The organism is Actinomycetospora chlora, from assembly GCF_039542135.1.
Lineage (GTDB): Bacteria > Actinomycetota > Actinomycetes > Mycobacteriales > Pseudonocardiaceae > Actinomycetospora > Actinomycetospora chlora.
The window spans coordinates 14,465-40,432 of the sequence record NZ_BAABHO010000047.1 but is presented as its reverse complement, the minus strand read 5'-3'; the positions used below and the strand labels follow the sequence as shown (position 1 = coordinate 40,432).

The 25,968-nt window shown below is 74.9% G+C and carries 28 protein-coding genes; 18 read left to right on the top strand and 10 right to left on the bottom strand.

Annotated elements, in window-relative coordinates; translation table 11 throughout:
• Positions 1–16: 16 nt before the first annotated feature.
• The 3 genes from ABD994_RS23830 to ABD994_RS23820 all read left to right on the top strand — a co-directional run bounded on the left by ABD994_RS23830 (position 17) and on the right by ABD994_RS23820 (position 2,997).
• The gene (locus ABD994_RS23830) at positions 17–1,171 is read left to right on the top strand and encodes an NAD(P)/FAD-dependent oxidoreductase (protein WP_345421247.1); all 1,155 of its coding nucleotides are present in this window, start codon (positions 17–19) and stop codon (positions 1,169–1,171) included.
• A 10-nt stretch (positions 1,172–1,181) separates the two neighbouring features.
• Entirely contained in the window at positions 1,182–2,081 is a 900-nt protein-coding gene (locus tag ABD994_RS23825) for a GH12 family glycosyl hydrolase domain-containing protein (protein WP_345421244.1), read from the top strand.
• A gap of 127 nt (positions 2,082–2,208) precedes the next feature.
• Complete coding sequence (locus ABD994_RS23820) at positions 2,209–2,997, top strand: GH12 family glycosyl hydrolase domain-containing protein (RefSeq protein WP_345421241.1); 789 nt, start codon at positions 2,209–2,211, stop codon at positions 2,995–2,997.
• Here ABD994_RS23820 and ABD994_RS23815 read toward each other — a convergent pair.
• Positions 2,983–3,378, bottom strand: coding sequence for an RNA-binding S4 domain-containing protein (locus ABD994_RS23815; protein ID WP_345421238.1), 396 nt, complete (start codon positions 3,376–3,378; stop codon positions 2,983–2,985). The genes ABD994_RS23820 and ABD994_RS23815 overlap by 15 nt on opposite strands.
• Positions 3,379–3,433: 55 nt before the next feature.
• Here ABD994_RS23815 and ABD994_RS23810 point away from each other — a divergent pair, with 55 nt between their 5' ends.
• Complete coding sequence (locus tag ABD994_RS23810; protein ID WP_345421235.1) at positions 3,434–4,273, top strand: LLM class F420-dependent oxidoreductase; 840 nt, start codon at positions 3,434–3,436, stop codon at positions 4,271–4,273.
• A gap of 4 nt (positions 4,274–4,277) precedes the next feature.
• Positions 4,278–4,706, top strand: a complete 429-nt coding sequence (locus ABD994_RS23805; protein ID WP_345421232.1) for a TIGR03668 family PPOX class F420-dependent oxidoreductase — start codon at positions 4,278–4,280, stop codon at positions 4,704–4,706.
• Here the strand turns inward: ABD994_RS23805 and ABD994_RS23800 are convergent.
• Both ABD994_RS23800 and ABD994_RS23795 read right to left on the bottom strand, forming a co-directional pair.
• Positions 4,703–5,623, bottom strand: a complete 921-nt coding sequence (locus ABD994_RS23800) for an alpha/beta hydrolase (protein ID WP_345421229.1) — start codon at positions 5,621–5,623, stop codon at positions 4,703–4,705. The genes ABD994_RS23805 and ABD994_RS23800 overlap by 4 nt on opposite strands.
• 111 nt (positions 5,624–5,734) lie before the next feature.
• Positions 5,735–6,280 (bottom strand): hypothetical protein, encoded by a 546-nt coding sequence (locus tag ABD994_RS23795; protein ID WP_345421226.1) that lies wholly within the window; start codon positions 6,278–6,280, stop codon positions 5,735–5,737.
• A 191-nt stretch (positions 6,281–6,471) separates the two neighbouring features.
• On the opposite strand from ABD994_RS23795, the gene ABD994_RS23790 reads away from it, so the two are divergent.
• Positions 6,472–8,226, top strand: a complete 1,755-nt coding sequence (locus ABD994_RS23790; protein WP_345421223.1) for an arabinofuranosyltransferase AftB family protein — start codon at positions 6,472–6,474, stop codon at positions 8,224–8,226.
• Positions 8,227–8,242: 16 nt separating this feature from the next.
• Here ABD994_RS23790 and ABD994_RS23785 read toward each other — a convergent pair whose 3' ends face one another.
• Genes ABD994_RS23785 through ABD994_RS23775 form a run of 3 tightly spaced genes read right to left on the bottom strand, consistent with a single transcriptional unit; the run spans position 8,243 to position 9,709 of the window.
• Complete coding sequence (locus ABD994_RS23785; protein ID WP_345421221.1) at positions 8,243–8,920, bottom strand: MBL fold metallo-hydrolase; 678 nt, start codon at positions 8,918–8,920, stop codon at positions 8,243–8,245.
• 11 nt (positions 8,921–8,931) lie between these two features.
• Positions 8,932–9,120, bottom strand: coding sequence for a hypothetical protein (locus ABD994_RS23780; RefSeq protein ID WP_345421217.1), 189 nt, complete (start codon positions 9,118–9,120; stop codon positions 8,932–8,934).
• A gap of 16 nt (positions 9,121–9,136) precedes the next feature.
• Entirely contained in the window at positions 9,137–9,709 is a 573-nt protein-coding gene (locus tag ABD994_RS23775) for a TIGR03086 family metal-binding protein (RefSeq protein ID WP_345421214.1), read from the bottom strand.
• Positions 9,710–9,761: 52 nt separating this feature from the next.
• Here ABD994_RS23775 and ABD994_RS23770 point away from each other — a divergent pair, with 52 nt between their 5' ends.
• The 7 genes from ABD994_RS23770 to ABD994_RS23740 all read left to right on the top strand — a co-directional run bounded on the left by ABD994_RS23770 (position 9,762) and on the right by ABD994_RS23740 (position 17,351).
• The gene (locus ABD994_RS23770; RefSeq protein ID WP_345421208.1) at positions 9,762–10,523 is read left to right on the top strand and encodes a helix-turn-helix domain-containing protein; all 762 of its coding nucleotides are present in this window, start codon (positions 9,762–9,764) and stop codon (positions 10,521–10,523) included.
• A 176-nt stretch (positions 10,524–10,699) separates the two neighbouring features.
• On the top strand, positions 10,700–13,600 hold the full coding sequence (uvrA, locus tag ABD994_RS23765; RefSeq protein ID WP_345421204.1) for an excinuclease ABC subunit UvrA: 2,901 nt from the start codon (positions 10,700–10,702) through the stop codon (positions 13,598–13,600).
• A 73-nt stretch (positions 13,601–13,673) separates the two neighbouring features.
• Entirely contained in the window at positions 13,674–14,840 is a 1,167-nt protein-coding gene (locus tag ABD994_RS23760) for a serine hydrolase (protein WP_345421201.1), read from the top strand.
• Positions 14,841–15,120: 280 nt separating this feature from the next.
• Positions 15,121–15,726 (top strand): translation initiation factor IF-3, encoded by a 606-nt coding sequence (gene infC, locus ABD994_RS23755; RefSeq protein WP_345421198.1) that lies wholly within the window; start codon positions 15,121–15,123, stop codon positions 15,724–15,726.
• Positions 15,727–15,862: 136 nt separating this feature from the next.
• A complete protein-coding gene (gene rpmI, locus ABD994_RS23750; protein ID WP_345421195.1) occupies positions 15,863–16,060 on the top strand; it encodes a 50S ribosomal protein L35 in 198 nt (65 codons plus the stop codon).
• 74 nt (positions 16,061–16,134) lie between these two features.
• A complete protein-coding gene (gene rplT / locus ABD994_RS23745; protein ID WP_345421192.1) occupies positions 16,135–16,530 on the top strand; it encodes a 50S ribosomal protein L20 in 396 nt (131 codons plus the stop codon).
• Positions 16,527–17,351, top strand: coding sequence for a TrmH family RNA methyltransferase (locus ABD994_RS23740; protein ID WP_345421298.1), 825 nt, complete (start codon positions 16,527–16,529; stop codon positions 17,349–17,351). Before rplT ends, ABD994_RS23740 begins: the two co-directional genes overlap by 4 nt.
• Before the next feature lie 7 nt (positions 17,352–17,358).
• Here the strand turns inward: ABD994_RS23740 and ABD994_RS23735 are convergent, their stop codons facing one another.
• Entirely contained in the window at positions 17,359–17,901 is a 543-nt protein-coding gene (locus tag ABD994_RS23735) for an NADPH-dependent F420 reductase (RefSeq protein WP_345421189.1), read from the bottom strand.
• 86 nt (positions 17,902–17,987) lie between these two features.
• Here ABD994_RS23735 and ABD994_RS23730 point away from each other — a divergent pair, with 86 nt between their 5' ends.
• The 3 genes from ABD994_RS23730 to pheT all read left to right on the top strand — a co-directional run bounded on the left by ABD994_RS23730 (position 17,988) and on the right by pheT (position 22,193).
• The gene (locus tag ABD994_RS23730; protein ID WP_345421186.1) at positions 17,988–18,467 is read left to right on the top strand and encodes a MarR family winged helix-turn-helix transcriptional regulator; all 480 of its coding nucleotides are present in this window, start codon (positions 17,988–17,990) and stop codon (positions 18,465–18,467) included.
• A gap of 83 nt (positions 18,468–18,550) precedes the next feature.
• A complete protein-coding gene (gene pheS / locus ABD994_RS23725; RefSeq protein WP_345421183.1) occupies positions 18,551–19,618 on the top strand; it encodes a phenylalanine--tRNA ligase subunit alpha in 1,068 nt (355 codons plus the stop codon).
• Positions 19,619–19,679: 61 nt separating this feature from the next.
• A complete protein-coding gene (gene pheT / locus ABD994_RS23720; RefSeq protein WP_345421180.1) occupies positions 19,680–22,193 on the top strand; it encodes a phenylalanine--tRNA ligase subunit beta in 2,514 nt (837 codons plus the stop codon).
• On the opposite strand, the gene ABD994_RS23715 is transcribed toward pheT, so the two are convergent.
• The 3 genes from ABD994_RS23715 to ABD994_RS23705 all read right to left on the bottom strand — a co-directional run bounded on the left by ABD994_RS23715 (position 22,190) and on the right by ABD994_RS23705 (position 23,866).
• Positions 22,190–22,786 (bottom strand): TetR/AcrR family transcriptional regulator, encoded by a 597-nt coding sequence (locus ABD994_RS23715; protein WP_345421178.1) that lies wholly within the window; start codon positions 22,784–22,786, stop codon positions 22,190–22,192. The two genes, pheT and ABD994_RS23715, sit on opposite strands and share 4 nt — an antisense overlap.
• 15 nt (positions 22,787–22,801) lie before the next feature.
• Positions 22,802–23,236, bottom strand: coding sequence for a VOC family protein (locus ABD994_RS23710; RefSeq protein WP_345421175.1), 435 nt, complete (start codon positions 23,234–23,236; stop codon positions 22,802–22,804).
• 75 nt (positions 23,237–23,311) lie between these two features.
• The gene (locus ABD994_RS23705) at positions 23,312–23,866 is read right to left on the bottom strand and encodes a TetR/AcrR family transcriptional regulator (protein WP_345421172.1); all 555 of its coding nucleotides are present in this window, start codon (positions 23,864–23,866) and stop codon (positions 23,312–23,314) included.
• A 23-nt stretch (positions 23,867–23,889) separates the two neighbouring features.
• On the opposite strand from ABD994_RS23705, the gene ABD994_RS23700 reads away from it, so the two are divergent.
• Together ABD994_RS23700 and ABD994_RS23695 are read left to right on the top strand one after the other, a co-directional pair.
• Positions 23,890–24,726, top strand: a complete 837-nt coding sequence (locus tag ABD994_RS23700) for an alpha/beta hydrolase family protein (RefSeq protein WP_345421169.1) — start codon at positions 23,890–23,892, stop codon at positions 24,724–24,726.
• A complete protein-coding gene (locus tag ABD994_RS23695; RefSeq protein WP_345421166.1) occupies positions 24,723–25,787 on the top strand; it encodes a winged helix DNA-binding domain-containing protein in 1,065 nt (354 codons plus the stop codon). Before ABD994_RS23700 ends, ABD994_RS23695 begins: the two co-directional genes overlap by 4 nt.
• The last annotated feature ends 181 nt before the right edge of the window (positions 25,788–25,968 follow it).

The following is a 25,968-nucleotide window of genomic DNA, read 5'->3' as shown; positions in this document are numbered from 1 at the left end:
CAAGCGCTCACACGGGGTGGTGGTCGTCGGCGGCGGCATCGCCGGGATGTCGGTGGCCGCGGAGCTGGCGCGTGGGCGTGACGTCCTGCTCGTCGAGGGGGAGCCCGAGCTCGCCCGGCACACCACCGGGCGCTCGGCCGCGAGCTACATCCCCGGCCATGGACGCCCGCCCGCCCGGGCGCTGATCGCCGCGTCCCGAGCGCGGTTCGACGCGTTCGCCGCCGAGGCGGGCCACCCGTTCCTGCGCCCGCGCCCGGTCCTGCGCGTCGCGCACGACGAGGACGAGGAGCGGCTCCTGCGGGCGGCCATCCGGGACCTCGAGACCCTCGACGAGCTCCCCGTCGCCGACGCCGTCGCCCGCTGGCCTGTGCTGCGCCCGGAGCCCCTGCGGGCCGCCGGCGTCGTCGAGGGCGCGCAGGACGCCGACCCGCTCGGCCTGCACCAGCACTACCGGCGGACCCTCCGCCACCGGGGCGGCACGATCCGGACGGGCACGCCGGTGACGGCCCTGGCCCGCACCGCCTCGGGCTGGCGCGTCGGCCTGGGCTCCCCGGGACACACCGAGCACGTCGACACCGACACCGTCGTCCTCGCCGCCGGCGCCTGGACCGACCACCTGCTCGCCCTCGCCGGCGCCCCGCCGCTGCGCCTGCGCCCGCTGCGCCGCACCATCGCCATCGCCCGGGTGCCCGCGGGCGCGCCCGTGCGCCGCGACGACCCGTTCGTCGTCTCGGCCGCCGAGCGCTGGTACGCCAAGCCCGAGGGCGAGCACCTGCTCGTCTCGCCGTCGGAGGAGACCCCGGCCGAGCCCGGCGACCCGCGTCCCGACGAGCTCGACGTCGCCCGCGCGCTCGAGGCCGTCAACGCCGTCACGACGCTCGGGCTGCGCTCGGTGGTCACCAGCTGGACCGGCCTGCGCACCTTCGCGCCCGACCGCGCCCTGGTGATCGGCGACCGCCCCGAGCACCCGGGCCTGCACCTCTTCGCCGGCCAGGGCGGCTCCGGCATCGAGACCGCGCCGGCCGCGGCCGCCCTCGCCGCGGCCGTGATCAGCGGCGACGTGCCCCCGCCGGACGTCCTCGCTGCCCTGCACGACCACGGCGCGGAGGTCGGGGCTCTGCTCGCCACCCGACCCGGGACCGGCGCCGGGACCTCGCGAGCACCTCGCTAGCCTCGCCCGTATGGGGGAGACTCGCCGCCTGGTCGCCGCGGTGCTGGCCGTGCTCGCGCTGGCGCTCGCCGGGTGCGCCACGGCCGGGGACGACCTGCCGCCGCTGCCGGTCACGGCGCCGGTGGGTCAGGACACGCCCGCCCCGGCGGCCCCGGACACGCCCGCGCCCGCTGCGGTGCCCAACGACGACGGACCGGCCGGCCTCCTCGCCCCGCTCCCGGCGATCGGCTCGCGCAACGGCCCGCGCATCTGCGGCAAGACCCAGTCGACGCCGGTCGCCGGCGGGCGCTACGAGGTCCAGAACAACGCCTGGGGCGACGACACCCCGCAGTGCACCACCGCGTTCGACACCGGCTTCGTGGTGCAGGCGAACCACAACAAGGACTCGGGTCCGGCCGCGTACCCGTCGATCGTCTACGGCTGCAACTACGGCACCTGCACCCGCGGCTCGCCCTTCCCCCGGCCCGTCGCCGACATGGGCGACGTGCGCTCCAGCTGGGCGGTGACGGTGCCCCGCCGCGGCGACTACAACGTCGCCTACGACGTCTGGCTCGACCCGACCCCGCGGCGCGAGGGGGCCAACACCGGCGCCGAGCTGATGATCTGGCTGGACCGCACCGACCGCGTCCAGCCGATCGGCGCCGAGCGCGGCAGCGTCCGCATCGGGGACGCGAGCTGGACGATCTGGACCGGCGAGAACCAGGGCACGCCGGTGATCTCCTACGTCCGCGACCAGCCGACCGCGCAGGTCCTCGACCTGCCGATCACCGAGTTCGTCGGCGACGCCACCCGCCGCGGCGTCGTGCAGCCCTCGTGGTTCCTCACCAACATCCAGGCCGGCTTCGAGCCCTGGATCGGGGGCGAGGGCCTGTCGACCGACGCCTTCGCCCTCACCCGCAACGGGGTCTGAACCGGCGCGTCACCCACAGGAACACCCATCCGTGCTGCTCCCGAACGAGGGAGGGCCACTCCCGCTCCGGCCGCGGCGAACGTAGCTTCAGCTGCGCCGAACGGTCGAGCAGCGAGGATGGCCAGAGATGAACGGTCGACGTCGGTCGACGAGCGGGATCTTCGTGGTGATGACGGTCGTGCTGGCGGTGCTGCTCGGCGGCGCCCCGGCGAGCGCCACCACGCCCCGGGTCGACGGGGTGCGCGTCTGCGACAAGTTCGGCTCGACGCCGGTCGCGGGCGGCCGGTACGAGGTGCAGAACGACGTGTGGGGCGCCGACACCCCGCAGTGCGTCACGGCCTTCGACACCGGCTTCGTCGTCGACCCCGCCGACCACCACAAGGAGAACGAGCCCGCGGCGTACCCGTCGATCGTCTGGGGCTGCAACTACGGCAACTGCACCAAGGACACCCCGTTCCCGCGGCCGGTCTCGCAGCTCGCCGGCCTGACGTCCTCCTGGGCGGTCACCGTGCCGCCGACCGGCGACTACAACGTCGCCTACGACCTCTGGATGGACCCGACGCCGCGCCGCGACGGCCGGCCGACCGGCCTCGAGCTGATGATCTGGCTGCGCCACACCGACCGCGTCCAGCCCATCGGGGACAAGAGGGCGGAGGTCCAGATCGCCGGCACGACGTGGGACGTGTGGCTCGGCGCGATCGACCTGCCCACGATCACCTACGTGCGCCACGAGCCGACCGACGAGGTCACCGACCTGCCGCTCGACCAGTTCGTCACCGACGCGCAGAACCGGGGCGTCGCGAAGCCCGAGTGGTTCATGACGAGCGTGCAGGCCGGCTTCGAGCCGTGGATCGGCGGCGCGGGCCTCACGACCCGGTCGTTCTCGGCGGACATCCCGCCCCTACCCGCCGCCTGACGGGTCCTCGCCCGGAGCTCCCGGACGGAGGGCGTCGATCATCCGGCGGTCCCGCTTGGTGGGGCGTCCCGCACCCCGGTCGCGCACGGCGACCGGCGCGGGGCGCTCCTCCGGCGGTGGGGGCGGCGGGGTGTGGTCGACGTAGCAGGTGACGGCGACGGGCGCGCCGACCCGCTTCTCGATCACCTTGGTGACCTCGACGATCCGCGGGATCTCGTAGACCCGCGTGCGGACGGTGTCACCCGGCTTGACCGGCGTCGCGGGCTTGGCCGGGGTGTCGTTGACGCGCACGTGCCCGCCGCGGCACGCCTCGGCGGCGTCGGCGCGGGTCTTCGTCAGGCGCACCGCCCACAGCCAGCGGTCGACGCGGGTGGAGTCCATCGCCTCCCAGCATGGCCCAGCATGACGCGGCCGTCGCGGGGATAACCCGCCGCACGTGGACCACGGCATCATGATGTTCCCGACGGACTACGCCATCGACCCGGCCGAGCTGGCCAAGGAGACCGAGGACCGGGGCTTCGACTCGCTCTGGTTCCCCGAGCACAGCCACATCCCGACGAAGCGCGAGTCGCCCTATCCCGGGGGCGGCGACCTGCCGCGGATGTACGTGCACACCTACGACCCGTTCGTCGCCCTCACCGCCGCGGCGGCCGCGACGTCGACGCTGAAGCTCGCCACCGGCATCTGCCTGGTCATCCAGCGGGACACGATCCACACCGCCAAGGAGGTCGCGAGCCTCGACCGCCTGTCGGGCGGGCGGTTCCTCTTCGGCATCGGCGGCGGCTGGAACCGCGAGGAGATGGCCGACCACGGCACGAACCCGAAGACTCGGATGCGCAAGATGGGCGAGCAGGTCCACGCCATGAAGGCGCTGTGGACGCAGGAGGAGGCCGAGTTCCACGGCGAGTTCGTGGACTTCGAGCGCAGCTGGGCCTGGCCGAAGCCACTCCAGGATCCGCACCCGCCGGTGTACGTCGGCGGGATGGGGCCGGGCGTCGAGGACCGCGTCCTCGACTTCGGTGACGCGTGGCTGCCCCAGCGCGTCGGGCCGGACAACATCGGCCAGTTCGAGCAGCGCGCGGAGGCCCTCCAGCGGCGCGCCGCCGACGCCGGCCGCGGCCGCATCCCGATGTCGCTGTTCGGGGCCGAGACGTCGTCCGAGGCGCTCGACGGCTACCGCCGCATCGGTCTGGAGCGCGCGATCTACGGCGTGAGCTCGTCGGACCGCGACACCGTCCTGAAGGAGCTCGACGAGCTGGCGACGCTGGTGGACTGACCCCGTGCCCACGCTCGACGTCGACGACGCGCGCCGCCGGTTCGCCGCGGCGCGCGTCGCGCGCCTGGCGACGGTGTCGGCCGACGGGCGGCCCCACCTCGTGCCCGTGGTGTTCGCCGTCGAGGGCGACGCCGTGCTGATGGCCGTCGACCAGAAGCCGAAGCGTCACCGCGACCTCAAGCGGCTGCGCAACATGGCCGACCATCCCGCGGTGTCGCTGCTCGTCGACCGCTACGACGACGACTGGGGCGCCCTGTGGTGGGTGCGCGCCGACGGCACGGCGACGGTGACCGACGACGGGGACGTCCTCGGCCGCGCCCGCGCGGCGCTGGGGGCGCGCTACCCCCAGCACCGCGCGGACCCGCCGGAGGGCCCGGCGTTCACCGTCGAGGTCACCCGCTGGACGGGGTGGGCTGCCTCCCGGAGCGGCTAGTGCTTGCCGGCCTGCAGGTGCTCGACGAACCAGTCGCGGGCGGCGGCCGAGGTGATCTCGAAGCCCGGGCCCTGGTAGGCGTCGAAGTGGCCGCCCGGGGCGATCACGATCTTCTTCGGGTGCACGGCGGTCTCGTAGGCCGCGGCGGCGAGCTCGCCGGCGATGAGGCGGTCGTTGGGGGTCACGACCATCTGCACCGGCGTCGGGGAGATCAGGGGCAGGAACGCGCGGGGCTCGTAGCCCTGGAGCAGCTCGACCGACCGCAGCGTCACCTCGTTGCGCCAGGACGGGGCGCGGTCGCGGTGGGTGCGCGTGAACCACTCGTAGGAGTCCGGGGTGGGCAGCGCGGCCGGCGCCGTCGGGTCCTCGGTGACCACCGGCATCATCGCCGGCTCGCCGCCGCGGGCGCGCTCGAGGCGGTCGGCGGCGAACGCCTCCCACGTCGGGCCCCAGGCGTCGATCCGCACGAGCGACTCGAAGCCGCGGCGCCCGGAGACCAGCGGCGCCTGCCCGGAGACGGCCTTGACGCGACGGTCGATCGCGCCGAGCACGTAGACGTGCCCGCCCGAGTAGCTGGAGCCCCAGGCGCCGATCCGGTCGGCGTCGACGTCGTCGCGGCCCTGGGCGTAGGTGACCGCGTGCTGGTAGTCGCGGATCTGCTCCCACGGGTCGATCTCCTGGCGCGGCTTGCCCGGCGCGGCGTCGGAGGCGCCGAACCCGCGGTTGTCGTAGACGACGCAGGCCAGCCCGGCGGCGGCGAACACCTCGGCGTAGTCGTCGAGGTGCTGCTCCTTCACCGCCGAGAAGCCGTGGGCCATCACCACGCAGGGATGGCCGCCGTTCGCGTCGCCCTCGGGGGCGTAGAACCAGCCCCGCAGCGTCACGCCCTCGGCGTCGAACTCGATGTCCTCGCGCATCCCCGCGCTCCCGTCCTCGTCGACCCTGGTCGTCCGAGCGTGGTGGAGCGCGGGGCGCCGGAGGTACCGCCGAGGACGATCAACCGCGTCACGGTTCGGTCTCGGAGCAGGTCAGCGGGCAGCCAGGTCGATCCGGCACTGCGGCACCGGGTCGTCGCCGACCGGGAGCTGCGCGACGGGCTGGGCCGGCGTGACGCCGGTGATCTCGAACGTGCCCGAGAGCGCGACGCCGCCGCCGGACTCGGGCGAGCGGGCCTGCACGTGGGCGGGGTCCGCGCCGTCAACCGTGATCAGCGCGTTCGCGGCCGCGCTGTCCGCGCCGGGGCAGCTGTAGTTGCGCATGACGATCGTCGCCGGCTGCGCCGCGAGGTCCCCGCCGCCGAGGGCGGCCTGGTCGATCTGCACGTCGAGGTCGACCTGCCCGCCGGCGAGCGTCCCGCCGCGGAAGGAGTCCTGGTAGCCGACGACCTGCGCGACCAGCCCGCTGGCGTCGACGTCGTTGCGGACCGTGCGGTCGATGTCCTTGGCGAACAGCCCTCGCGTCACCCCCGTGAGCACGAGGATCGCCAGGACGATGATCACCACGATCACGGCCCCGACCACCCCGAGGACGACCTTCGACCGGCCGCTGCGCGGCGTGCTCTCCTGCACCGACATCTGACCCTGCCCCCGACTGCTGCGTTGCGACGTTGTCACGTGCTCGATCGGCGCGAGCGGACGAAGCGTTAGCGCAGTTCGTCCGGACGGGGGACAGGGCGCGCGTCCGACGACCTCCGTGGCGGGGCCGCCCGGCCCCCGTGGTTGCATGTCCGTCTGGTCGAGCGGCGGGGAGCGGACCCATCGGTGCGGTGACGGCGGAGGTCGGCGAGGCGAGGCCTGCGCCGTCGGGACCACGGGCGTCGGCCCCGGCGCGGTGGAGGCCCGGCTGGAACGCGGTGGTGCTGGGCGGTACGGTCGCCGTGTTCGCCGTGCTCGTGTGGCACCGGCGCTGGATCAGCGACGACGGCCTGATCGTGCTGCGCACGGTGCGCCAGCTCGCCATCGGCAACGGTCCGGTGTTCAACGCGGGCGAGCGGGTGGAGGCCAACACCTCCACGCTCTGGACCGCCCTGCTCGCCCTCCCCGGCCTCCTGCCCGGCGCCGCACTCAACTGGTCGGCCGTCGTGCTCGGGCTGGTGCTCTCCGTCGCGGGCCTCGGACTCGCCCTGGACGCCGCGCGGCGCCTCTGGGGGGTCCCGCCGCGCATGCTCCCGTGCGGCGCCCTCGTCGTCGTCGCCCTCCCGCCCTTCTGGGACTTCGGCACCTCCGGGCTGGAGACCGGCCTCATCGTCGGCTGGCTCGGCCTCGTGTGGTGGATGCTGGTGCGTCGCCTCGAGGCCCGCCGCCGGGGTGCGGGCGGCGCCCTGTGGCCGCTCGCCGTCGTGCTCGGCCTGGCGCCGCTGGTCCGCCCGGATCTCGCGCTGGTGGCGATCGTCGTCGGCGTCGCGACGGTGCTGCTCGAGGCACCTCGGGGCTGGCCGCGACTGGCCGGGGCGGCGGGGGCGGCCGCGGTGCTCCCGCTGCTCTACGAGGTCTTCCGTGCCGGGTACTACGGGCTCCTGGTGCCCTCCACGGCGCTCGCGAAGGAGGCCTCCAGCCCGCGCTGGGAGCAGGGCCTGAGCTACCTCGACGACACCGTCGGCACCTACGTGCTCTGGGTGCCGCTGGCGGTGCTCGCCGTGCTCGGGCTGACGCTCCTCCTGGCGTCACGCGACGCCGTGCCGGACGCCGCCCTGCGCCGCGTCACGCTCGCCGTCGCGGCCGCCCCGCCGGTCGCCGCCGCGCTCCTGGCCCTCTACGTCACGCGGGTGGGCGGCGACTTCATGCACGCCCGCATGCTGCTCCCGGCGCTGTTCTGCCTGGTCCTGCCCGTGATGGCCGTCCCGTGGCGGCGCGAGGTGGTGCCCGCCGTGGCGGTGATCGCGGTGTGGGCGCTGGTGTGCCTGGCGGGCCTGCGGCCGGACTACGGCGAGGAACTGGGCCCGGACTTCATCGCCAACGAGCGCATGTACTACGTCAACATCACCGGGAACCCGCACCCGATCACCACCGACGACTACCTCGGCCACCCGGTCGCCCCCTCCGGCGCGGCGACGGTCGCGGCGGCACCGCCCGGGACGTTCGTGCTGCGGGGTCCCGGTGACGGCTGGACGCTCTTCCGCGAGGCGCCCGGGACGCCGTCGACCATCGTCTGGCTCAACCTCGGGGTCACCGGCGAGCTCGCGCCCCTCGACGTCCGCGTGCACGACGCGGTCGGGCTGACCAACCCGCTGGCCGCCCACTCGACGAGCCTCCCGAACGGGCGGATCGGGCACGACAAGGACCTGCCCGCCTACTGGGACCTGGCCGACGCCGGCGTGACCGACCCGCAGTGGCTCGACCCGGCGGAGCTCGACGCCGCCCGGCGCGCGGTGTCCTGCCCGCGCACGCAGGAGGTGCTCGCCTCGGTGCGGGACCCGCTGACCGCGGGGCGGTTCTGGGCCAACCTCACCGGGGCGTGGGAGCGCACCTCCTACCGCTACCCGACCGAGCCCGCCCTCGCGGCGGGCTGCCCGGGCGGCTGACGGCGGGCGGCGAAACTCACCAGCCGCGCTCGCGCCACTCCCCGAGCTTCGGGCGCTCGGTGCCCAGCGTCGTGTCGTCGCCGTGGCCGGGGTAGACGTGCGTGGCGTCGTCCAGCCGACCGAAGACCTTCGCCTCGAGGTCGTCCATCAGCGACCGGAACTCGTCCGGGCCTGCGGTCTTGCCCGGGCCGCCGGGGAAGAGGGAGTCGCCGGTGAAGAGGTGCCCGGAGCCCGCGGGGTCGCGGTAGAGCAGGGCGATCGACCCGGGGGTGTGGCCGTCGAGGTGGATGATCTCGACCTGCGACCCGCCGAAGGACACGGTGTCGCCGTCGCCGACGGTGTGGTCGGGCGCGACGGGCAGCTCGGGGGCGTCGGCGGCGCCGGCGTAGGTGGTCGGCGACAGCGCGCGGACGGCGTCCTCCAGCGACTGGATGTGGTCCCAGTGCTTGTGGGTGGTCGCCAGGCTCGTCACCCGGTCGCGGTCGGCCACCGTGTCGACGGTGTCGAGGAGCCGGTCGGTCTCGTTGGCGGCGTCGATGAGCAGCGCCTGCCCGGAGCCGTGGTCCACGAGCACGTAGGCGTTGTTGTCCATCGGCCCGACCGACACCTTGGTGATCGAGACGTCCTGGAGGTCGCGGCGGGCGGCGGGGCCGCCGGGCTCGACGTGGCCGGTGTAGTCGTCGATGAGGTCCACGGCCGGGGAGCCTAGCGCCGTTCGGGCTTCCAGCCCGCCCGCCGCAGCGCGTCGGGGGAGAGGACCGCGCCGCACTGCTCGCAGCGCGGCAGTTCGTCCTCGCCCAGGGCGACGGACCGGTGCCGGCAGTCGGCCGGCGCGTCCTCGCCCCAGGTGCGCGAGCGCAGGCGCTTCAGGTCCGCCGGGTCCACCTCGTCCATGCCGACCATGGTGCCCTCAGGGCCGCCACCCCGGGTCGCGCCCGGCGAGGGCGACGACGCGGTCGAGCATCGGCGCGTCGGGCGGCACGTCCACGGCGGCCCCGAACGCCCCCATCTGCCGTCCCAGCGGCGTCAGCTGGGCGAGCGCCTCGTGGACCTCCTCCAGCAGCGCGTCGTCCCAGCTCACCCGACGTCCGACCGCGGCGGCGAGGTCCCAGCCGTGCAGCACGAGCTCGCACAGTGCCATCGTCCCGACGACCGGTGCGGGGAGCTCCGAGCTCGTCATCGTCGTGGTGCCCGTCCACGCCTGCGGGTCGCTCCAGACGGCGACGAGGTCCGCGCGCTCCCGGCCGAGCACGTCGGGCCAGTCGTCGCCCAGGGCGCGGGAGGCGGGCTCCGGGGGCGCACCCCGACCGGCGCCGGCGAGGACCGGGGTCCAGGTCAGGAGGTGCTCGGCCAGGTCGCGGACGGTCCAGCCCTCGCACGGCACGAGCGCGTCGAGCTGCCCGGCCGCCTCGGCGACGAGATCCGCGTGCGGGGCGGCCGCGGCGGCGACGATGTGGGGGCGGGGGGCGAAGTCGGGGAACACGGGCGGGGACGCTAGCGACGGCGGCACCGGCCGGTCATGGAGGAACGCGACAGTGCGGCAACGGGATCCCCGCGAGCTCGGCGGGCACTGGCGCACCGCGCAGCGCATCGCCGTGCACGAGCCCGACGCGGACCTCGCGCCGTGGGTGGAACGGATCTGGACGGCGTCGTGGGACTACGCCGAGCCCTACGCCCAGAAGATCGTCCCGCTGCCGCAGGTGCACGTCTCGGTGATCGGTGGGGGGACCCCGCGCGTCGTCGGGCCGCGCAGCCGCCACATGGTCCGCGAGCTGGCCGGCCGGAGCTCGGTCGTCGGCGCCGCCTTCCGCCCCGGCGTCTTCCGAGCCCTGGCGGGGGCGCCGGTGAGCCGGCTGGTCGACCGGGAGCTCGACGCCGGCGACCTCCCGTCCCTCGCGGGCGGACCGGCGTGGGCGGGGGTCATGGCCGACTGGCTCCGCGCCCGCCTGCCCGCCGACGGGCCGGGCCCGGCGGCCCGGGAGGCGGGGGCGCTGGTGGCCCGCGTGGCCGCCGACCCGACGATCGCGCGGGTCGACCGGCTCGCGGCCGGGTCCGGGCTGGGCGTCCGGACCCTGCAGCGGCTCTTCGCCGAGCACGTCGGCCCCGGGCCGAAGTGGGTGATCCGCCGCTACCGGCTCCAGGAGGTCACCGCCCGGCTCGAGGCCGGGGGACCGGCCGTCGACTGGGCGGACCTCGCCGCCGAGCTCGGCTACGCCGACCAGGCCCACCTGTCGCGGGACTTCGCCGACCTGTTCGGCGAACCGCCCACCGCGTACGCCCGCCGCTACCCGGACTGACCACCCCCACGGCGCAACCGGTCGTCGCCCCTGGGGCCCGACCGGTCGCGCGGCACCGAGGTCGCAGGGCCGTTGTCGGGGGTCGCTCCTAGCATGGGGTGGACCGGGGGAAGAGACATTCGACGTCGCGTGTTGCACCCCCGGCGCGTCTCGCTACCGGCCAGGAGGCCCTGCACGTGGTCGATCGTCTCGTCGTCCAGGGCGCCCGTGAGCACAACCTCACCGGCGTCGATCTCGACCTGCCCCGCGACAGCCTGGTCGTGTTCACCGGCCTGTCGGGATCGGGCAAGTCGAGCCTGGCGTTCGACACGATCTTCGCCGAGGGCCAGCGCCGCTACGTCGAGTCGCTGTCGGCCTACGCGCGCCAGTTCCTCGGGCAGATGGACAAGCCCGACGTCGACTTCATCGAGGGCCTCTCGCCCGCGGTGTCGATCGACCAGAAGTCCACGAGCCGCAACCCGCGCTCGACGGTCGGCACCATCACCGAGGTCTACGACTACCTGCGCCTGCTCTACGCCCGCGCCGGCACGCCCCACTGCCCGACGTGCGGCGAGATCATCTCGAAGCAGACGCCGCAGCAGATCGTCGACCAGGTGCTCGAGATGGAGCCCGGCCGCCGCTTCCAGGTCCTCGCGCCGGTGATCCGCGGGCGCAAGGGCGAGTACGTCGACCTGTTCAGCCAGCTCCAGGGGCAGGGCTACTCGCGCGTCCTCGTCGACGGCACGGTGTATCCGCTGGCCGAGCCGCCGACGCTGAAGAAGCAGGAGAAGCACGACATCGCGGTGGTGGTCGACCGCCTGTCGGTGAAGGCCAGCGCCAAGCAGCGCCTCACCGACTCGGTGGAGACCGCGCTGCGCCTCGCCGAGGGCATCCTCGTGCTCGACTTCGTCGACCTCCCCGACGACGACCCGGACCGCGAGCGCCGCTTCTCCGAGCGCATGGCGTGCCCCAACGGCCACCAGCTCCAGGTCGACGACCTCGAGCCCCGCGCCTTCTCGTTCAACTCGCCCTACGGCGCCTGCCCGACCTGCCACGGCCTGGGCATCAAGAAGGAGGTCGACCCCGAGCTGCTCGTGCCCGACGACGAGCTCTCGCTCGCCGACGGCGCCATCGCGCCCTGGGCGATCGGCCAGTCCGCCGAGTACTTCACCCGCCTGCTCACGGCGCTCTCGGAGCAGGTCGGGTTCCGCATGGACGCACCGTGGCGCAAGCTCCCGGCGCGGGTGCAGAAGGCGGTGCTGCACGGGTCCGACGAGCAGGTGCACGTGCGCTACCGCAACCGCTACGGCCGCGAGCGCTCGTACTACGCCTCGTTCGAGGGCGTGGTGCCGTTCCTCGAGCGCCGGCTCGACCAGGCCGAGTCCGACAGCGCCCGCGAGCGCTACGAGGGCTACATGCGCGACGTGCCGTGCCCGGCCTGCGGCGGCACGCGCCTCAAGCCCGAGATCCTCGCGGTGACGCTGCGGCACGAGTCGCAGGGCGACCGCTCGATCGCCGACCTCACCGCACTCTCGGTGGCCGACTGCGCGGAGTTCATGAAGGACCTGGTCCTCGGCCCGCGCGAGCAGGTCATCGCCGGCGCGGTGCTCAAGGAGATCGACGCCCGCCTCGGGTTCCTGCTCGACGTCGGGCTCGACTACCTCTCGCTCGCCCGCGCCGCGGCGACGCTGTCGGGCGGCGAGGCGCAGCGCATCCGGCTGGCCACGCAGATCGGCTCCGGCCTCGTCGGCGTGCTCTACGTGCTCGACGAGCCGTCGATCGGGCTCCACCAGCGCGACAACCGCCGGCTGATCGACACGCTGTCGCGCCTGCGCGACCTCGGCAACACCCTCATCGTGGTCGAGCACGACGAGGACACCGTCCGCGCGTCGGACTGGGTGGTCGACATCGGGCCCGGCGCGGGCGAGCACGGCGGGCGCGTCGTCTACTCCGGGCCGGTCGCGGGCCTGGAGAAGAGCGCGGAGTCGCTCACCGGGGCGTACCTGTCCGGCCGCGAGCAGATCCCGGTGCCGGAGATCCGCCGCCCGATCGACAGGAAGCGCCAGGTCGGCGTCGTCGGCGCCCGCGAGCACAACCTCCACGACGTGGACGTGTCGTTCCCGCTGGGCTGCCTGGTCTCGATCACGGGGGTGTCCGGGTCGGGCAAGTCGACGCTGGTCAACGACATCCTGGCGACGGTGCTGGCCAACAAGCTCAACAACGCCCGCCAGGTCCCGGGCCGGCACACGCGCGTCACCGGGCTCGAGCACCTCGACAAGCTGGTGCGGGTCGACCAGTCCCCGATCGGGCGCACGCCGCGGTCCAACCCCGCAACCTACACCGGGGTGTGGGACCACATGCGCAAGCTCTTCGCGTCGACCAACGAGGCGAAGGTGCGCGGCTACGGGCCCGGCCGGTTCTCGTTCAACGTCAAGGGCGGCCGCTGCGAGGCGTGCGCCGGCGACGGCACGATCAAGATCGAGATGAACTTCCTGCCCGACGTGTACGTGCCCTGCGAGGTCTGCAAGGGCGCGCGGTACAACCGCGAGACCCTCGAGGTGCACTACAAGGGCAAGAACGTGGCCGAGGTCCTCGACATGCCGATCGAGGAGGCCGCCGAGTTCTTCAAGCCGATCGGCGCGATCCACCGGCACCTGCAGACGCTCACCGAGGTGGGCCTGGGGTACGTGCGGCTCGGCCAGCCCGCGCCGACTCTGTCCGGCGGCGAGGCCCAGCGCGTGAAGCTGGCCTCGGAGCTGCAGAAGCGCTCGATGGGCCGGACGATCTACATCCTCGACGAGCCCACCACGGGGCTGCACTTCGAGGACATCCGCAAGCTCCTCGGCGTGATCAACGGTCTGGTCGACAAGGGCAACACCGTGCTGGTCATCGAGCACAACCTCGACGTCATCAAGGTGTCGGACTGGGTCGTCGACATGGGGCCCGAGGGCGGCAACAACGGCGGCACCGTCGTCGCCCAGGGCACGCCGGAGCAGATCGCGGCGGTGCCCGAGAGCTACACCGGCCAGTTCCTGTCGGGCCTCGTGGAGCCCGACGCCGGCCCGGTGCGCAAGAGCCGGGCGAGGAAGGCCGGCTGACGCTCCGCTGAAGAACCGCCCGCGGGCGGCCGCTCCTCAGCCGGCCATCAGCAGGCGGCGCGACGCTGCGGCGATGACCACTCTCTGGCGACCCCTCGTCGCCCTCCTCCTGCTCGCCGTCGCGGCGGGCTGCTCGGCCCCGGCACGGCCGCAGTCCCCGCCGCAGCCGCGCCGGCGGGACGGGTCCGAGCACGTCGTGAGCGGCACCGTCGTCGCCGAGCAGGCCGGCAGGTGGACGGTGCGCGCGGGCGCGACGACCTACACGGTGACCCTCACCCCGCAGACGGCCTTCGGCACGAGCCGCCAGCCGCAGCCGGTGACGGCCTTCCCGGTCGGCGCGCAGGTCCGCGTGCACGGCACTGTCACCGGCCCCGGCGCGATCACGGCACGGCGCGTGTCCCCGCCCCTGCGCGGCACCCGGCCCCCGGGCACGCCGGCGCCGCCCACCACGGCCGTCCCCACCCCGTCCCCGACCCCGGGCCCGGCCCCGACCGCGGTCCCGGCCGCCGACGTGCCCGCCGCGGTCTCGGCGGCCGATGCGGTCGCGGGTCGGCACCCCGGGACGATGCTCGGCGTGGCCGTCGCCGACGGCACGGACGGGCCGGTCACCCTCGGCACCGACGGCGCGCGACCGTTCGAGTCCGCGTCGGTGGTCAAGCTCTACACCGTGGTCGACGTGCTGCACCGCGCCGAGACCGGCGCGACCCTGACCCCCGCCGACACCGACGACGTCCAGGCCGCCCTGACCCGCAGCGACGACGGCGCCATGGACGACCTGTGGGAGCGCTGGGGCGACGTGGCGACCGTCGAGGACGTCGTGTCGCTGGCCCACCTGCAGGACACCCAGCCGCCCTCGGACACGGGGGAGTGGGGCGAGACCACGACGTCGGCGCGCGACGTCCTCGCCGTCTACCGCTACGCCCTGACCGCGCTCGACGCCCCGGACCGGGCCACGGTCACGGGCGCGCTGGGCGACGCCGCCCCGTCCGGGGCCGACGGGTTCGACCAGTCGTTCGGTCTGCTCGAGACCCCGCGGCCCGCGGGCGTCGAGGCCAAGCAGGGCTGGATGCAGGACGGTCCGCTGTTCCTGCACACCACCGGCCGGCCCGCCGCCACCTCGCCCTACCTCGTCGCCGTGCTGAGCGAACAGCCCGCCGACGACAGCTGGGACACCGCCCGCGCGACGCTCGACGACGCCACCCACGCCCTGGTCGGGGGGCTCGCCGCGCCCGCCGCGTGAGGGCCGGCGTCGGGGAACACCGCAGCGCGGTGGTACGTTGTCTCCAGAGCGACCAGCTCGGTGGGTGCTTCGCGTCCGTCGAGCGGCAAGTGGAGCCCCGGCTCCCACCCGTCCACCGTCCAGGTGAGCGGGTCCGGTCCAGCCGCCCCAGGGTCCGCCCGGGGGTGGAGGTGCCCACGCAGGTGGGCGCCGGATCGGTCGACCGTGGGCCCCGCCGCCACCTCCCGTGGTGCGGGGCCCGACGTTCATCGGGGCTCCGCGTGCCGGGTCGCAGCACAGTGTGACGACCCGAGGAGAGCTCATTACCACAGAGACCCGCATCAACGAGCGCATCCGCGTTCCCGAGGTGCGACTGGTCGGCCCCAACGGGGAGCAGGTGGGGATCGTCCGGATCGAGGACGCCCTGCGCCTGGCCCGCGAGGCCGACCTCGACCTGGTCGAGGTGGCCGCCCAGGCCCGCCCGCCGGTCTGCAAGCTCATGGACTACGGCAAGTTCAAGTACGAGAGCGCGCAGAAGGCCCGCGAGTCGCGGCGCAACCAGCAGCAGACGGTGATCAAGGAGCAGAAGCTCCGGCCGAAGATCGACCCGCACGACTACGAGACGAAGAAGGGTCACGTGACCCGCTTCCTCGGGCAGGGTCACAAGGTCAAGGTCACGATCATGTTCCGCGGTCGCGAGCAGTCGCGCCCGGAGCTGGGCTTCCGCCTGCTGCAGCGCCTCGCCGAGGACGTCGGTGAGCTGGGCTACGTCGAGGCCACGCCGAAGCAGGACGGCCGCAACATGACGATGGTCCTGGCGCCGAACAAGAAGCCGCAGAAGGCGCCGCGCGCCAACCAGGACGCCCCGCAGGACGCCCCCGAGCCGGCCCCCGAGCCCGCGGGCTGACAGCAGCACGACCGGCCGCGCCCACCTCGCGGGGTGGGCGGCGGCCGGACACCCGGGCGTCCGTACCGTCCTCGCGAGAGACGGTGCGGACGTCACTCCGGAGCACGCCTCCGCTCGAGGAGCACAGGAACAGGACATGCCGAAGCACAAGAGCCACAGCGGCACCAAGAAGCGCATCAAGGTGACCGGCACGGGCAAGCTGCTGCGCGAGAAGGCGGGCAAGCGCCACCTGCTGGAGAAGAAGTCCAGCCACAAGACCCGCGCGCTCTCCGGGAACACCGAGGTCGCCCCGCAGGACACCCAGCGCGTCAAGCGCCTGCTCGGCGGGGTCTGAGCACCACCCCCACCCCGCCGACCCACCCCGGACGGATCCCTTCCGCTCCCTGATCAGATCGAAGGCAGGACCACGTGGCACGCGTGAAGCGCGCGGTCAACGCGCAGAAGAAGCGGCGCACCACCCTGGAGATGGCGAGCGGCTACCGCGGCCAGCGCTCCCGGCTCTACCGCAAGGCCAAGGAGCAGACGCTCCACTCGCTGACCTACGCCTACCGCGACCGCAAGCAGCGCAAGGGCGACTTCCGGCAGCTGTGGATCACGCGCATCAACGCGGCGGCGCGCTCCAACGACATGACCTACAACCGGTTCATGCAGGGCCTGAAGCTCGCCGGCGTCGAGGTCGACCGCAAGAACCTCGCGGAGATCGCCGTCTCCGACCCGGCCGCGTTCACGGCGCTGGTCGAGGTCGCCCGGGCGGCGGTCCCGTCGGACAAGAACGCTGCCGGCAAGGACGAGGACGCGGCCTGACCGCAGTCCTCACCGAGCGCACGCCGCGCGTCGCCGCAGCCCGCAAGCTGCTGCGGCGCGCGGCGCGTTCGGAGGCCGGGCGCTTCCTCGTCGAGGGGGTCCGGCCGGTGCACGAGGCCCTGACCTGGGCCGGGGAGGGTCCCGGCCGGGTGCACGACCTCTTCCTCACCGACGCCGTCGCCGACCGGGACCCCACGCTGGAGGAACGGGCGACGTCGCTCGGGATCCGCGTCGCCCGTGTCACCGAGAAGGCCGCGGCCGGGCTGTCGGACACCGTCACCCCGCAGGGCGTCGCCGCCGTGTGCTCGACCGTCACGGTCGACCTCGACACCGCGCTGGGCACCGACCCGCGCCTGGTGACGGTGCTCGCCGGCGTCGCCGACCCCGGCAACGCCGGCACGGTCATCCGCACCAGCGACGCCGCCGGCGCCGACGCCGTCGTGCTGGTCGGCGACAGCCGGAACCAGCCCGTCGACCCGCACAACGGCAAGTGCGTCCGGGCCACGATGGGGAGCCTCTTCCACCTCCCGCTGGCGGTCGCCGGCGACGTCGACGACGTGTTGGCCCGGGTGCGGGCCCGCGGCCTGGTGGTGCTGGCGGCCGCCGGCGACGGCGAGACCGTCCTCGACGCCGGCGCCGACGCGCTGCTCGCCCGGCCCACCGCCTGGCTGTTCGGCAGCGAGGCCCACGGGCTGGACGCCGCGGCGGCCGCCGCGGCCGACCACCGCGTGCGGGTCCCCATCCACGGCCGTGCCGAGAGCCTCAACCTCGCGACGGCGGCCGCGGTGTGCCTGTACGCCTCGGCCCGCGCCCAGCGCTGACCGGCCCTCAGAGCTCGCCCGGCACAGCGACGCGGTAGAAGGTGCCGCCGGGGGGCTGGGCCTCGAGCAGCAGCCAGACGGCGCCCTCGAGGTCGCGCGCACGGGACAGGTCCCCCACGCGCACGGGGTCGTAGCCCGCGTCGCGGATCAGCTGCTCGGTGACCTCGACGGCGCCGTCGTCGGCGACGTACCAGTTGCTCGGCCGCACCCGCTGCTCGCGCGCCCGGTCGAACAGGCTCGCGAAGTTCGCGTTGAAGCTCTTCGCCACCGGCCCGCCGGTGAACGACGCGACCTCCTCGGCGTTCGACGGGAACCCGCCCGCCCGCTCCCCGAAGACGTTGGTGGCGTCGATCGCGATCTTCCCGGCCAGGCCGGTGACCTTGCCCAGCGCCGGCGAGATCTGGTCGCCGGGCACCGCCACGAGCACGACGTCCGCGTCCGAGACGTCGCCGCCGTCGCGTCCCAGCTCGTCGACGTCGTGGCCCGCCTCGCGCCACAGGCGGGCAAGCCCGCCCCCGATGTTGCCCCGCCCGATCGTCGCGATCTTCACGGCGGCCTCCTCGAATCATTGGTTTACGTGTGAACCAAAAGCTAGGCGCCGTTGGTTCACACGTCAACCAGCCTTAGGCTGTCCCCGTGGGCGAGCCGCGGTGGCTGGACGAGCGCGAGGCGCGGGCCTGGCGCGGCCTCATGGCGATGCAGGTCGACCTCGCGGAGTTCCTCGACCGCCGCCTGCGGACCCGCTGCGGGCTGTCGGGCGCGGACTACGAGGTGCTGGCCCACCTCTCGGAGACGCCGGACGGGTGCGTGCGGCCGTTCGTGCTGGGCCGGTACCTGGGCTGGGAGAAGGGCCGCCTCTCGCAGCACCTCGGCCGCATGGAGCGGCGCGGCCTGGTGACCCGCGACCGGTGCCCGACCGACCAGCGCGGGGCGATCGTGACCCTCACCCCGCGCGGCCGGGACCTCATCGAGGCCGCGGCCCCGCAGCACGTCGCCGACGTCCGCGAGGCCGTCGTCGACCACCTCACGGCCGCCGAGCTGGAGGCGCTGGCCGCGATCGGCGAGACGGTGCGCGCCCGGTTGGCGGCCCTCGACGAGGGGCGCGCGGAGCCCTGAGCCGGGTGCAGGTCGGCGGCGCGCTCGACCTGCTCCGATAGGATCGGCCGGCACCCGAGAGCAGCAGGAGCGAGACGACCTCGATGTCCGGCACCAACGACCTCTACGACCCCAAGCAGGTCGCGGCGCTCGACCCCGAGACGCTCGACGCCGCGCGCGCCGACGCGAGCGCGGCGTTCGGCGGGGCGACCACGCTGGAGGCGCTCACCGCGCTCAAGCCCGCCCACCTCGGCGACCGCTCGCCGGTGCTCACGGCGCGGCGCGAGATCGGGGCGCTGCCCCCGCAGGCGCGGTCGGAGTCCGGCAAGCGGGTCAACGAGGTGCGGCAGGCCATCCAGACCGCGTACGACGAGCGCCACGCGGTGCTCTCCGCGGAGCGCGACGAGCGGGTGCTCGCCGAGGAGGCCGTCGACGTCACCCTGCCCGGCGACCGGCACCCGCGCGGCAGCCGGCACCCGCTCACCCAGCTCTCCGAGCGGATCGCCGACATCTTCGTCGGCATGGGCTACGAGGTGGCCGAGGGCCCCGAGGTCGAGTCGGAGTGGTTCAACTTCGACGCGCTGAACTTCCTGCCCGACCACCCGGCGCGCACCATGCAGGACACGTTCCACGTCGAGCCCGCCGCGGCCCGCCAGGTGCTGCGCACCCACACCTCACCGGTGCAGATCCGGGCCCTGCTCGAGCGCGACCTGCCGGTGTACGTCGTCTGCCCCGGGCGGACGTTCCGCACCGACGAGCTCGACGCGACGCACACGCCGGTGTTCCACCAGATCGAGGGCCTGGCCGTCGACAAGGGCCTGACGATGGCCCACCTCAAGGGCACGCTCGACGCCTTCGCGCAGGCGATGTTCGGCGCGGAGTCGGCGATCCGGCTGCGGCCGTCGTACTTCCCGTTCACCGAGCCGTCGGCCGAGCCCGACGTGTGGTTCCCGCAGAAGCGGGGCGGCGCGGGCTGGGTCGAGTGGGGCGGCTGCGGCATGGTCGACCCCAACGTCCTGCGCGCCTGCGGCGTCGACCCGGACGTCTACTCCGGGTTCGCCTTCGGGATGGGCCTGGAGCGCACGCTGATGTTCCGCAACGGGCTGCCCGACATGCGCGACATGGTCGAGGGCGACGTGCGGTTCACCTCGGCGTTCGCCGTTGAACCGTGATCTTGGCTGAGCCCTAGCGGCACCGCGACCACCACCTGATCAGCAGAAGGAAGGCCCGTCCGTGCGCGTCCCCGTCTCGTGGCTCCTCGAGCACGTCGACCTGCCGGCGGAGCAGGCCCTGTCCGCCGACGCCGTCGGCGAGGCCCTCATCCGGGTCGGGCTCGAGGTCGAGGACGTCGTGCCGATCCCGGCGTCGACCGGCCCGCTCGTGGTCGGCCGCGTCGCGTCGGTCGAGGAGCTGACGGAGTACAAGAAGCCGATCCGCTACTGCCGGGTCGATGTCGGATCCGCGCACAACGAGGACTCCGGCACCCGCGGCATCGTCTGCGGCGCGACCAACTTCGCCGAGGGCGACCTCGTCGTCGTGGCCCTGCCCGGGGCGGTGCTGCCCGGCGACTTCGCGATCGCCGCGCGGAAGACCTACGGCCACGTCTCCGACGGCATGATCTGCGCGCTCGACGAGCTGGGCCTCGGCGACGACCACAGCGGCATCCTCGTGCTGCCGCCCGGCACCGCCGGCCCCGGCGACGACGCCGCGGCGCTGCTCGGGCTCGGCGACGCGGTGCTGGACATCGCCGTCACGCCCGACCGCGGCTACTGCCTCTCGGTGCGCGGGCTGGCGCGCGAGCTCGCGTGCGCGCTCGACCTGCCCTACGGCGACCCCGCGCTGGTGGGGCGCGACCTGCCCGAGCAGGAGGGCGAGGCCTGGCCGGTGCGCCTGGACCCGTCGTCCCAGTGTCGGCGCTTCGTCGCCCGCCGCGTGACCGACCTCGACCCCACCGCGCCGTCGCCGTGGTGGCTGCGCCGTCGGCTGCTGCTCTGCGGCGTGCGCCCGATCTCGCTGGCCGTCGACGTCACCAACTACGTGATGCTCGAGCTCGGTCAGCCGATGCACGCCTACGACGCCGCCACCGTGCGCGGCGACATCGTCGTCCGGCGGGCCACCCAGGACGAGAAGATCACGACGCTCGACGACGCCCAGCGCGCGCTCGACCCCGACGACGTCGTGGTCGCCGACGAGTCCGGGCCCATCGGCCTCGCCGGTGTCATGGGCGGCGCGAGCACCGAGGTCGGCCCGGGCACGTCGGACGTCCTGCTCGAGGCGGCCACCTGGGACGCGCCGTCGGTCGCCCGGGCCGCGCGGCGCCACCGCCTGCCCAGCGAGGCCGCGCGGCGCTTCGAGCGCGAGGTCGACCCGGGCGTCGCCCGCGCCGCCACCGACCGCGCGGCGTGGCTGCTCGCCCACTACGGCGGCGCGACCGTGAGCCCGGGCGTCACCGACGAGGGTGGCGTGCCCGCGCCGGAGCCGGTCGTCATGGCCCTCGACCTGCCCGACCGCGTCGCGGGCACCCGCTACGAGCGCGGCGCGGTGGTGCGGCGGCTGAGCCAGATCGGCTGCTCGGTGGAGGTCGCGGGCGCCGACCCCGGCGACGGCGGCGGCGCCGGCCTGCGCGCCGTGCCGCCCACGTGGCGACCCGACCTGACCCGCCCGGCCGACCTCGTCGAGGAGGTCCTGCGCCTCGAGGGCTACGCGGGCATCCCGTCGCAGCTGCCGGCCGGCCGCCCGGGCACCGGGCTGACGCTGGCCCAGCGCCGCCGCCGCCAGGTGTCCCGGGCGCTCGCCGACGCCGGGTACGACGAGGTGCTGCCCTCGCCGTTCATCGCGCCGTCGGTGTTCGACGCGTTCGGGCTCGACGCCGACGACGACCGCCGGAACGCCCTGCGCCTGGCCAACCCGCTCGACGCCGACCGCTCGCTGATGGCGACGACGCTGCTGCCGGGCCTGCTGGACGCCGTCGTCCGCAACGTGTCGCGCGGCCTGCGCGACCTCGCGCTCTACCAGGTCGGCCAGGTCGTGCGCCCGGGTCCGGACGCCCCGCCCGAGGCGCCGCTGCTGCCGGTCGACCACCGCCCGGACGACGCCGCGGTCCAGACCGTCCTCGGGGGCCTGCCACGCCAGCCGCTGCGCGTCGGCGCCGTCCTCGCCGGCGCGTGGGAGCGCGCGGGCTGGTGGGGGCCCGGCCGTCCCGCCGACTGGGCCGACGCCGTCGAGGCCGCCCGGCTCGTCGGCCGCGTGTACGGCGCCGAGCTGACGGTCACCAGCGACCGCCACGCGCCCTGGCACCCGGGCCGCTGCGCCGCGCTGACCCTCGGCGACACCCTCGTCGGCCACGCCGGCGAGCTGCACCCGAAGGTCCTCGAGGCCCTCGGGCTGCCGGCGCGGACGTGCGCGATGGAGCTCGAGCTCGACCGGCTCCCGCTCGCCGAGGACCGGCCCGCGCCCGCGGTGTCGTCGTTCCCGCCCGTGCTGCTCGACGTCGCGCTCGTGCTCGCCGAGGACGTGCCGGCCGCGTCGGTGGTCACCGCCCTGCGCGACGGCGGCGGCGACCGCGTCGAGGACGTACGGCTCTTCGACGTCTACACCGGCCCGCAGGTGGGGGAGGGCAACCGCTCGCTCGCGTTCGCCCTGCGCCTGCGCGCGCCCGACCGGACGCTGACCCTCGAGGAGGCATCAGCCCGGCGCGACGCGGCCGTCGCCACCGCGGCCGAGCGTCACGGGGCCCGGCTGCGCTAGGGCGTGTCCCGCGGGCGGCGCCCGGGCATGCCCGAGAGCACCGTCTCGACGAACGACGCGTCGAGGGGTTCGCGGGAGAACCAGCGGCGATAGAACAGCGGCCCGACCAGCAGCGCGACCACGTCGGCCGGTTCGTCAGCGGCCGCGACCTCGCCGCGCTGCCGAGCCCGCTCGACGGCCTCGACGAAGGGCGCCATCAGGGTCCGGTGCAGCGACGCATGGGCGCGCGCGATGTCGGGATCCCGCTCGGCGGCATCGATGACCGAGGGCAGGACGGACGCCCAGCCCGGCGCACCGAGCTCGGCGACCAGGCCCTCGACCAGGATCCGGAGGTCGTCGGCCAGGCTGCCGGTGTCGGGCTGCGGGGCCGCGACGCCCATCTGCGAGCAGGCGTCGAGCACCAGCGCGGCGCGCGAGGGCCAGTGCCGGTAGATCGTCGTCTTGGCCACCCCGCACCGACGGGAGACCTCGTCGACGCTGACCCCACCGAGGCCACCCTCGAGCATGAGCTCGTAGGTCGCCGAGAGGACGGCGTCCTTCGACCGCGCCACGCGCCTGTCGAGCCCGACCGCGGACTCCACCCCCTCGACCACGGCCCTCCCCGCGACTCAACCCCCGCTCGGCGCCTGTGACGGCCAGCCCCGGTCGGCGCCGGCGATCGGGGTGAAGACGTTGACCAGGTTGCCGTCCGGGTCACGCAGGAGCATCGATCGATTGCCCCACGGCTGGTCGGTCGGCTCCTGCACCCACTCCCGCACGCCACCGCCGTCACGGAGATGCTCGCGCACGGCGTCGAGGTCGTCGACCTCGAACTCCAGGATGACCGACGAGTCGGTCGGGGCCGCGGCGACCCGTCCGCTCCCGGCGGCGCCGGGACTGGCCGCCACCAGGGCCTCGCGGCTGCACAACGCCAGCGTCGCGCCCGACGTGGCGAGCTCGGTGTAGTCGGAGGCCCCGACCGGGGTGGTGCCGGTGATGCGGGCGTAGAAGGCGGCGAGCGTGGCGACGTCGTCGGTCGCCACGCGCACGGACGAGAGCTTCACGGGCGACTCCTCGGGTCCCGGCAGAACGCTACGCAACCGTAGCGTAGCAGTGTGACCCCTCCCTGCCGGTCCCGGCTAGGTAGGGGCCGTCGCGCCCGTCAGCAGCCAGCCGAGCGTGACCTCGAGCTCGGCGCGGAGCCGCGGCGGGTCCAGGGGCGCCTCGGCCGTGGCCAGGGCCGCGTAGCCCAGCGTGTGCACGATCAGCGCCCGCACGACGAGGCCCGCGTCGTCGCCGGTGACGCCCCGGCGGGCCAGCAGCACCGTCATCGCCGCGCCCAAGGCCCGGGCGTTCTCCCCGCGCGCGCCCTGGCGGGCCAGGTAGAGGGGGACGAGGTCGGCGTGGCGGCCCAGCAGGTCGAAGGTCGCGAGCATGACGTCGCGGAGGCCGGCGAGCGGCTCGGCGTCGGCCGGCGGGGGTGTCAGCGCACCGAGCCGGTCGTCGAGCAGGGCGTCGACCAGGGCCGTCTTGTCCGCCACGTGGCTGTAGAGCGCGTTGGGTGCGACCCCGAGCTGCGCGGCGACCGCGCGCATCGACAGCCCCGCCGTTCCGCGCTCGGCGAACACCTCGCGGGCCGCGGCGAGGACCGCGTCGCGGCTGAGCCCGGCACGCTGTCCGGGGGTCCTGACCATGGACGTACTGTACACCGTCCAGTATGCTGGACACCGTACAGTTCGAGTGCTGGGAGCTCCTCATGACCGAGTCCGGGACCGCCGCCGGCGTGCCGTTCCTCGCTGTTCCGCCGGAGGGCGGACCCCGCGCCGACACGCCCGTCGTCGTCGGCTGGCACCTCATGGACGCGCCACGCAGCGAGGCGGCGTTCGCCGCGGCGGTGCCGCTCACCGGGCTCGACGCCTGGCGGGTCTACCTCGGCCTGCCCCGCATGGGGGCGCGGCTGCCCGCGGGCGGCATGGACGAGCTCATGGCGCTGGGGTACGAGGACGCGGTCGGGCTGATGCACGGTCCGGTCAACGCCGAGGCCGCCGACGAGTTCGACGCAGCCCTCGCCGTGCTGCGCGAGCGCTTCGGCGCCCGCGGGCCGCTGGGTCTCCTCGGTGGGTCGGCGGGGGCCGGCGTCGCGCTCGAGGTCGCCACGCGGCGGGACGACGTCGCGGCCCTGGTCGGCGTCAGCCCGCTGGTCCAGCTGCGGCCGGTGGTGACGACGCTCGGGAAGCTCTTCGGGGTCGACTACGCGTGGGGCCCGAAGTCCGACGCCGTCGCCGACCGCATGGACTACGTCGCCCGGGTCGGCGAGCTCGGGACGACGCCGACGCTGCTCGTCGTCGGGGCGCAGGACGAGCCCTCGGCCTTCCTCGAGCCCGCGCGGGAGCTCGTGGCCGGCGCGGCCGGGCCGGCGGACCTCGTGGTCGTCGAGGGCATGGGCCACGCGCTCGCCGAGGAGCCGGGTCTCGAGCCGGCCCCCCAGACCCCGCACGCGGCCGAGGTCGACGCGCACGCCGTCGACTGGTTCCGGCAGCATCTGGGCGCGTGAGCAGCGCGCGGGTCTCCGAGGTCGGGCTCCTGCGGCTGGTGTCGCTGGGGCTCGTCGACCCCGTCGGGTCCGTCCGGGAGGTGGTGGAGCACCTCGGCGCCGCCCAGGCCCAGGATCTCCCCGGTGCGCTCGTGTCGCTGGCGCTGCGGACGGCCGCGCGCTCCCGCGACAAGGTCGTCGCGGCCTTCGACGCGGGCGAGGTCGTCCGCAGCTGGCCGATGCGCGGCACCCTGCACGTCGTCCCCGCGGCGGACCTCGGATGGATGCTGCCGCTGGGCACGCCCCGCCCGCGCGCCCAGGCGGCGCGGCGGCGCGTCGAGCTGGGGCTCACCGACGCCGACCTCGACCGCGCGCGGGAGCTGGCGCTGGCCACCGTGCCGGCCACGCGGGAGGCCCTGTTCGCGGCGTGGGAGGAGGCGGGCCTCGCGCCGGCGAAGGGCCGCGGCTACCACCTGCTCGGCGAGCTGGCCTCCACCGGCGTGCTGTGCTTCGGGCCGTTCTCCCCGGACACCACCCGGGGGGTCGACCGCGGCCAGCAGATCGTGGACGTCGAGCGCTGGATCCCGGCGCCCCGGCGGCTCGGGCGGGACGAGGCGCTGGGGGAGTGGGCCCGGCGCTACTTCCGCTCGCACGGCCCGGCCTCGCGCGCGGACTTCGCCCGCTGGACCGGCATCCCGGCCGCCGACGTCGACACCGGCATCGCCCTGGCCCGCCCCGAGCTGGCGACCATGGACGTCGACGGCGTCGAGCACCTCCTGGACCCGGCGGTGCCGGACCGCCTCGCCGCGAGCCGGCGGCGCGCGCTGGGGGTGCACCTGCTGCCGGGGTTCGACGAGTTCGTCCTGGGCTACGCCGAGCGCGGGCACGTCATGGCGCCCGAGGAGTTCGACCGGATCGTGCCGGGCGGCAACGGCGTCTTCCGCGCCACGGTCGTCCAGCGCGGCCGGGTGACCGGGACGTGGGCGGTGCCCCGCGGGCGCCTGGAGGTCACGCCGTTCCGCCCCCTCGACGAGCGCACCGAGGCCGCCGTCACCCGCGCCCACGCCCGCCTGCCGCGATGACCGCTCGTCGCGGTCCCTGAGAGGCGAGCGGGCGCCGAGTGGGCCGATCGGGCGATCACCCGACCGATGACCGCGCGGCAGCGGCTGGTGGACGGCTCGGCGCGTGTCGGCCTCTCAGGTGCGCGGCGGGTGGTGATCGAGCTTCGTACCGTGACCAGTCCGTGACCCGGGAGCTCCCCCT

Excerpts from the sequence above, each read along its gene's own strand:
- ABD994_RS23825 (WP_345421244.1), top strand. The coding sequence starts at position 1,182 with ATGGGGGAGACTCGCCGCCTGGTCGCCGCGGTGCTGGCCGTGCTCGCG.
- ABD994_RS23820 (WP_345421241.1), top strand. The coding sequence starts at position 2,209 with ATGAACGGTCGACGTCGGTCGACGAGCGGGATCTTCGTGGTGATGACG.
- ABD994_RS23815 (WP_345421238.1), bottom strand. The coding sequence starts at position 3,378 with ATGGACTCCACCCGCGTCGACCGCTGGCTGTGGGCGGTGCGCCTGACG.
- ABD994_RS23800 (WP_345421229.1), bottom strand. The coding sequence starts at position 5,623 with ATGCGCGAGGACATCGAGTTCGACGCCGAGGGCGTGACGCTGCGGGGC.
- ABD994_RS23795 (WP_345421226.1), bottom strand. The coding sequence starts at position 6,280 with ATGTCGGTGCAGGAGAGCACGCCGCGCAGCGGCCGGTCGAAGGTCGTC.
- ABD994_RS23780 (WP_345421217.1), bottom strand. The coding sequence starts at position 9,120 with ATGGACGAGGTGGACCCGGCGGACCTGAAGCGCCTGCGCTCGCGCACC.
- ABD994_RS23760 (WP_345421201.1), top strand. The coding sequence starts at position 13,674 with ATGACCACTCTCTGGCGACCCCTCGTCGCCCTCCTCCTGCTCGCCGTC.
- rpmI (WP_345421195.1), top strand. The coding sequence starts at position 15,863 with ATGCCGAAGCACAAGAGCCACAGCGGCACCAAGAAGCGCATCAAGGTG.
- pheS (WP_345421183.1), top strand. The coding sequence starts at position 18,551 with ATGTCCGGCACCAACGACCTCTACGACCCCAAGCAGGTCGCGGCGCTC.
- ABD994_RS23705 (WP_345421172.1), bottom strand. The coding sequence starts at position 23,866 with ATGGTCAGGACCCCCGGACAGCGTGCCGGGCTCAGCCGCGACGCGGTC.
- ABD994_RS23700 (WP_345421169.1), top strand. The coding sequence starts at position 23,890 with ATGCTGGACACCGTACAGTTCGAGTGCTGGGAGCTCCTCATGACCGAG.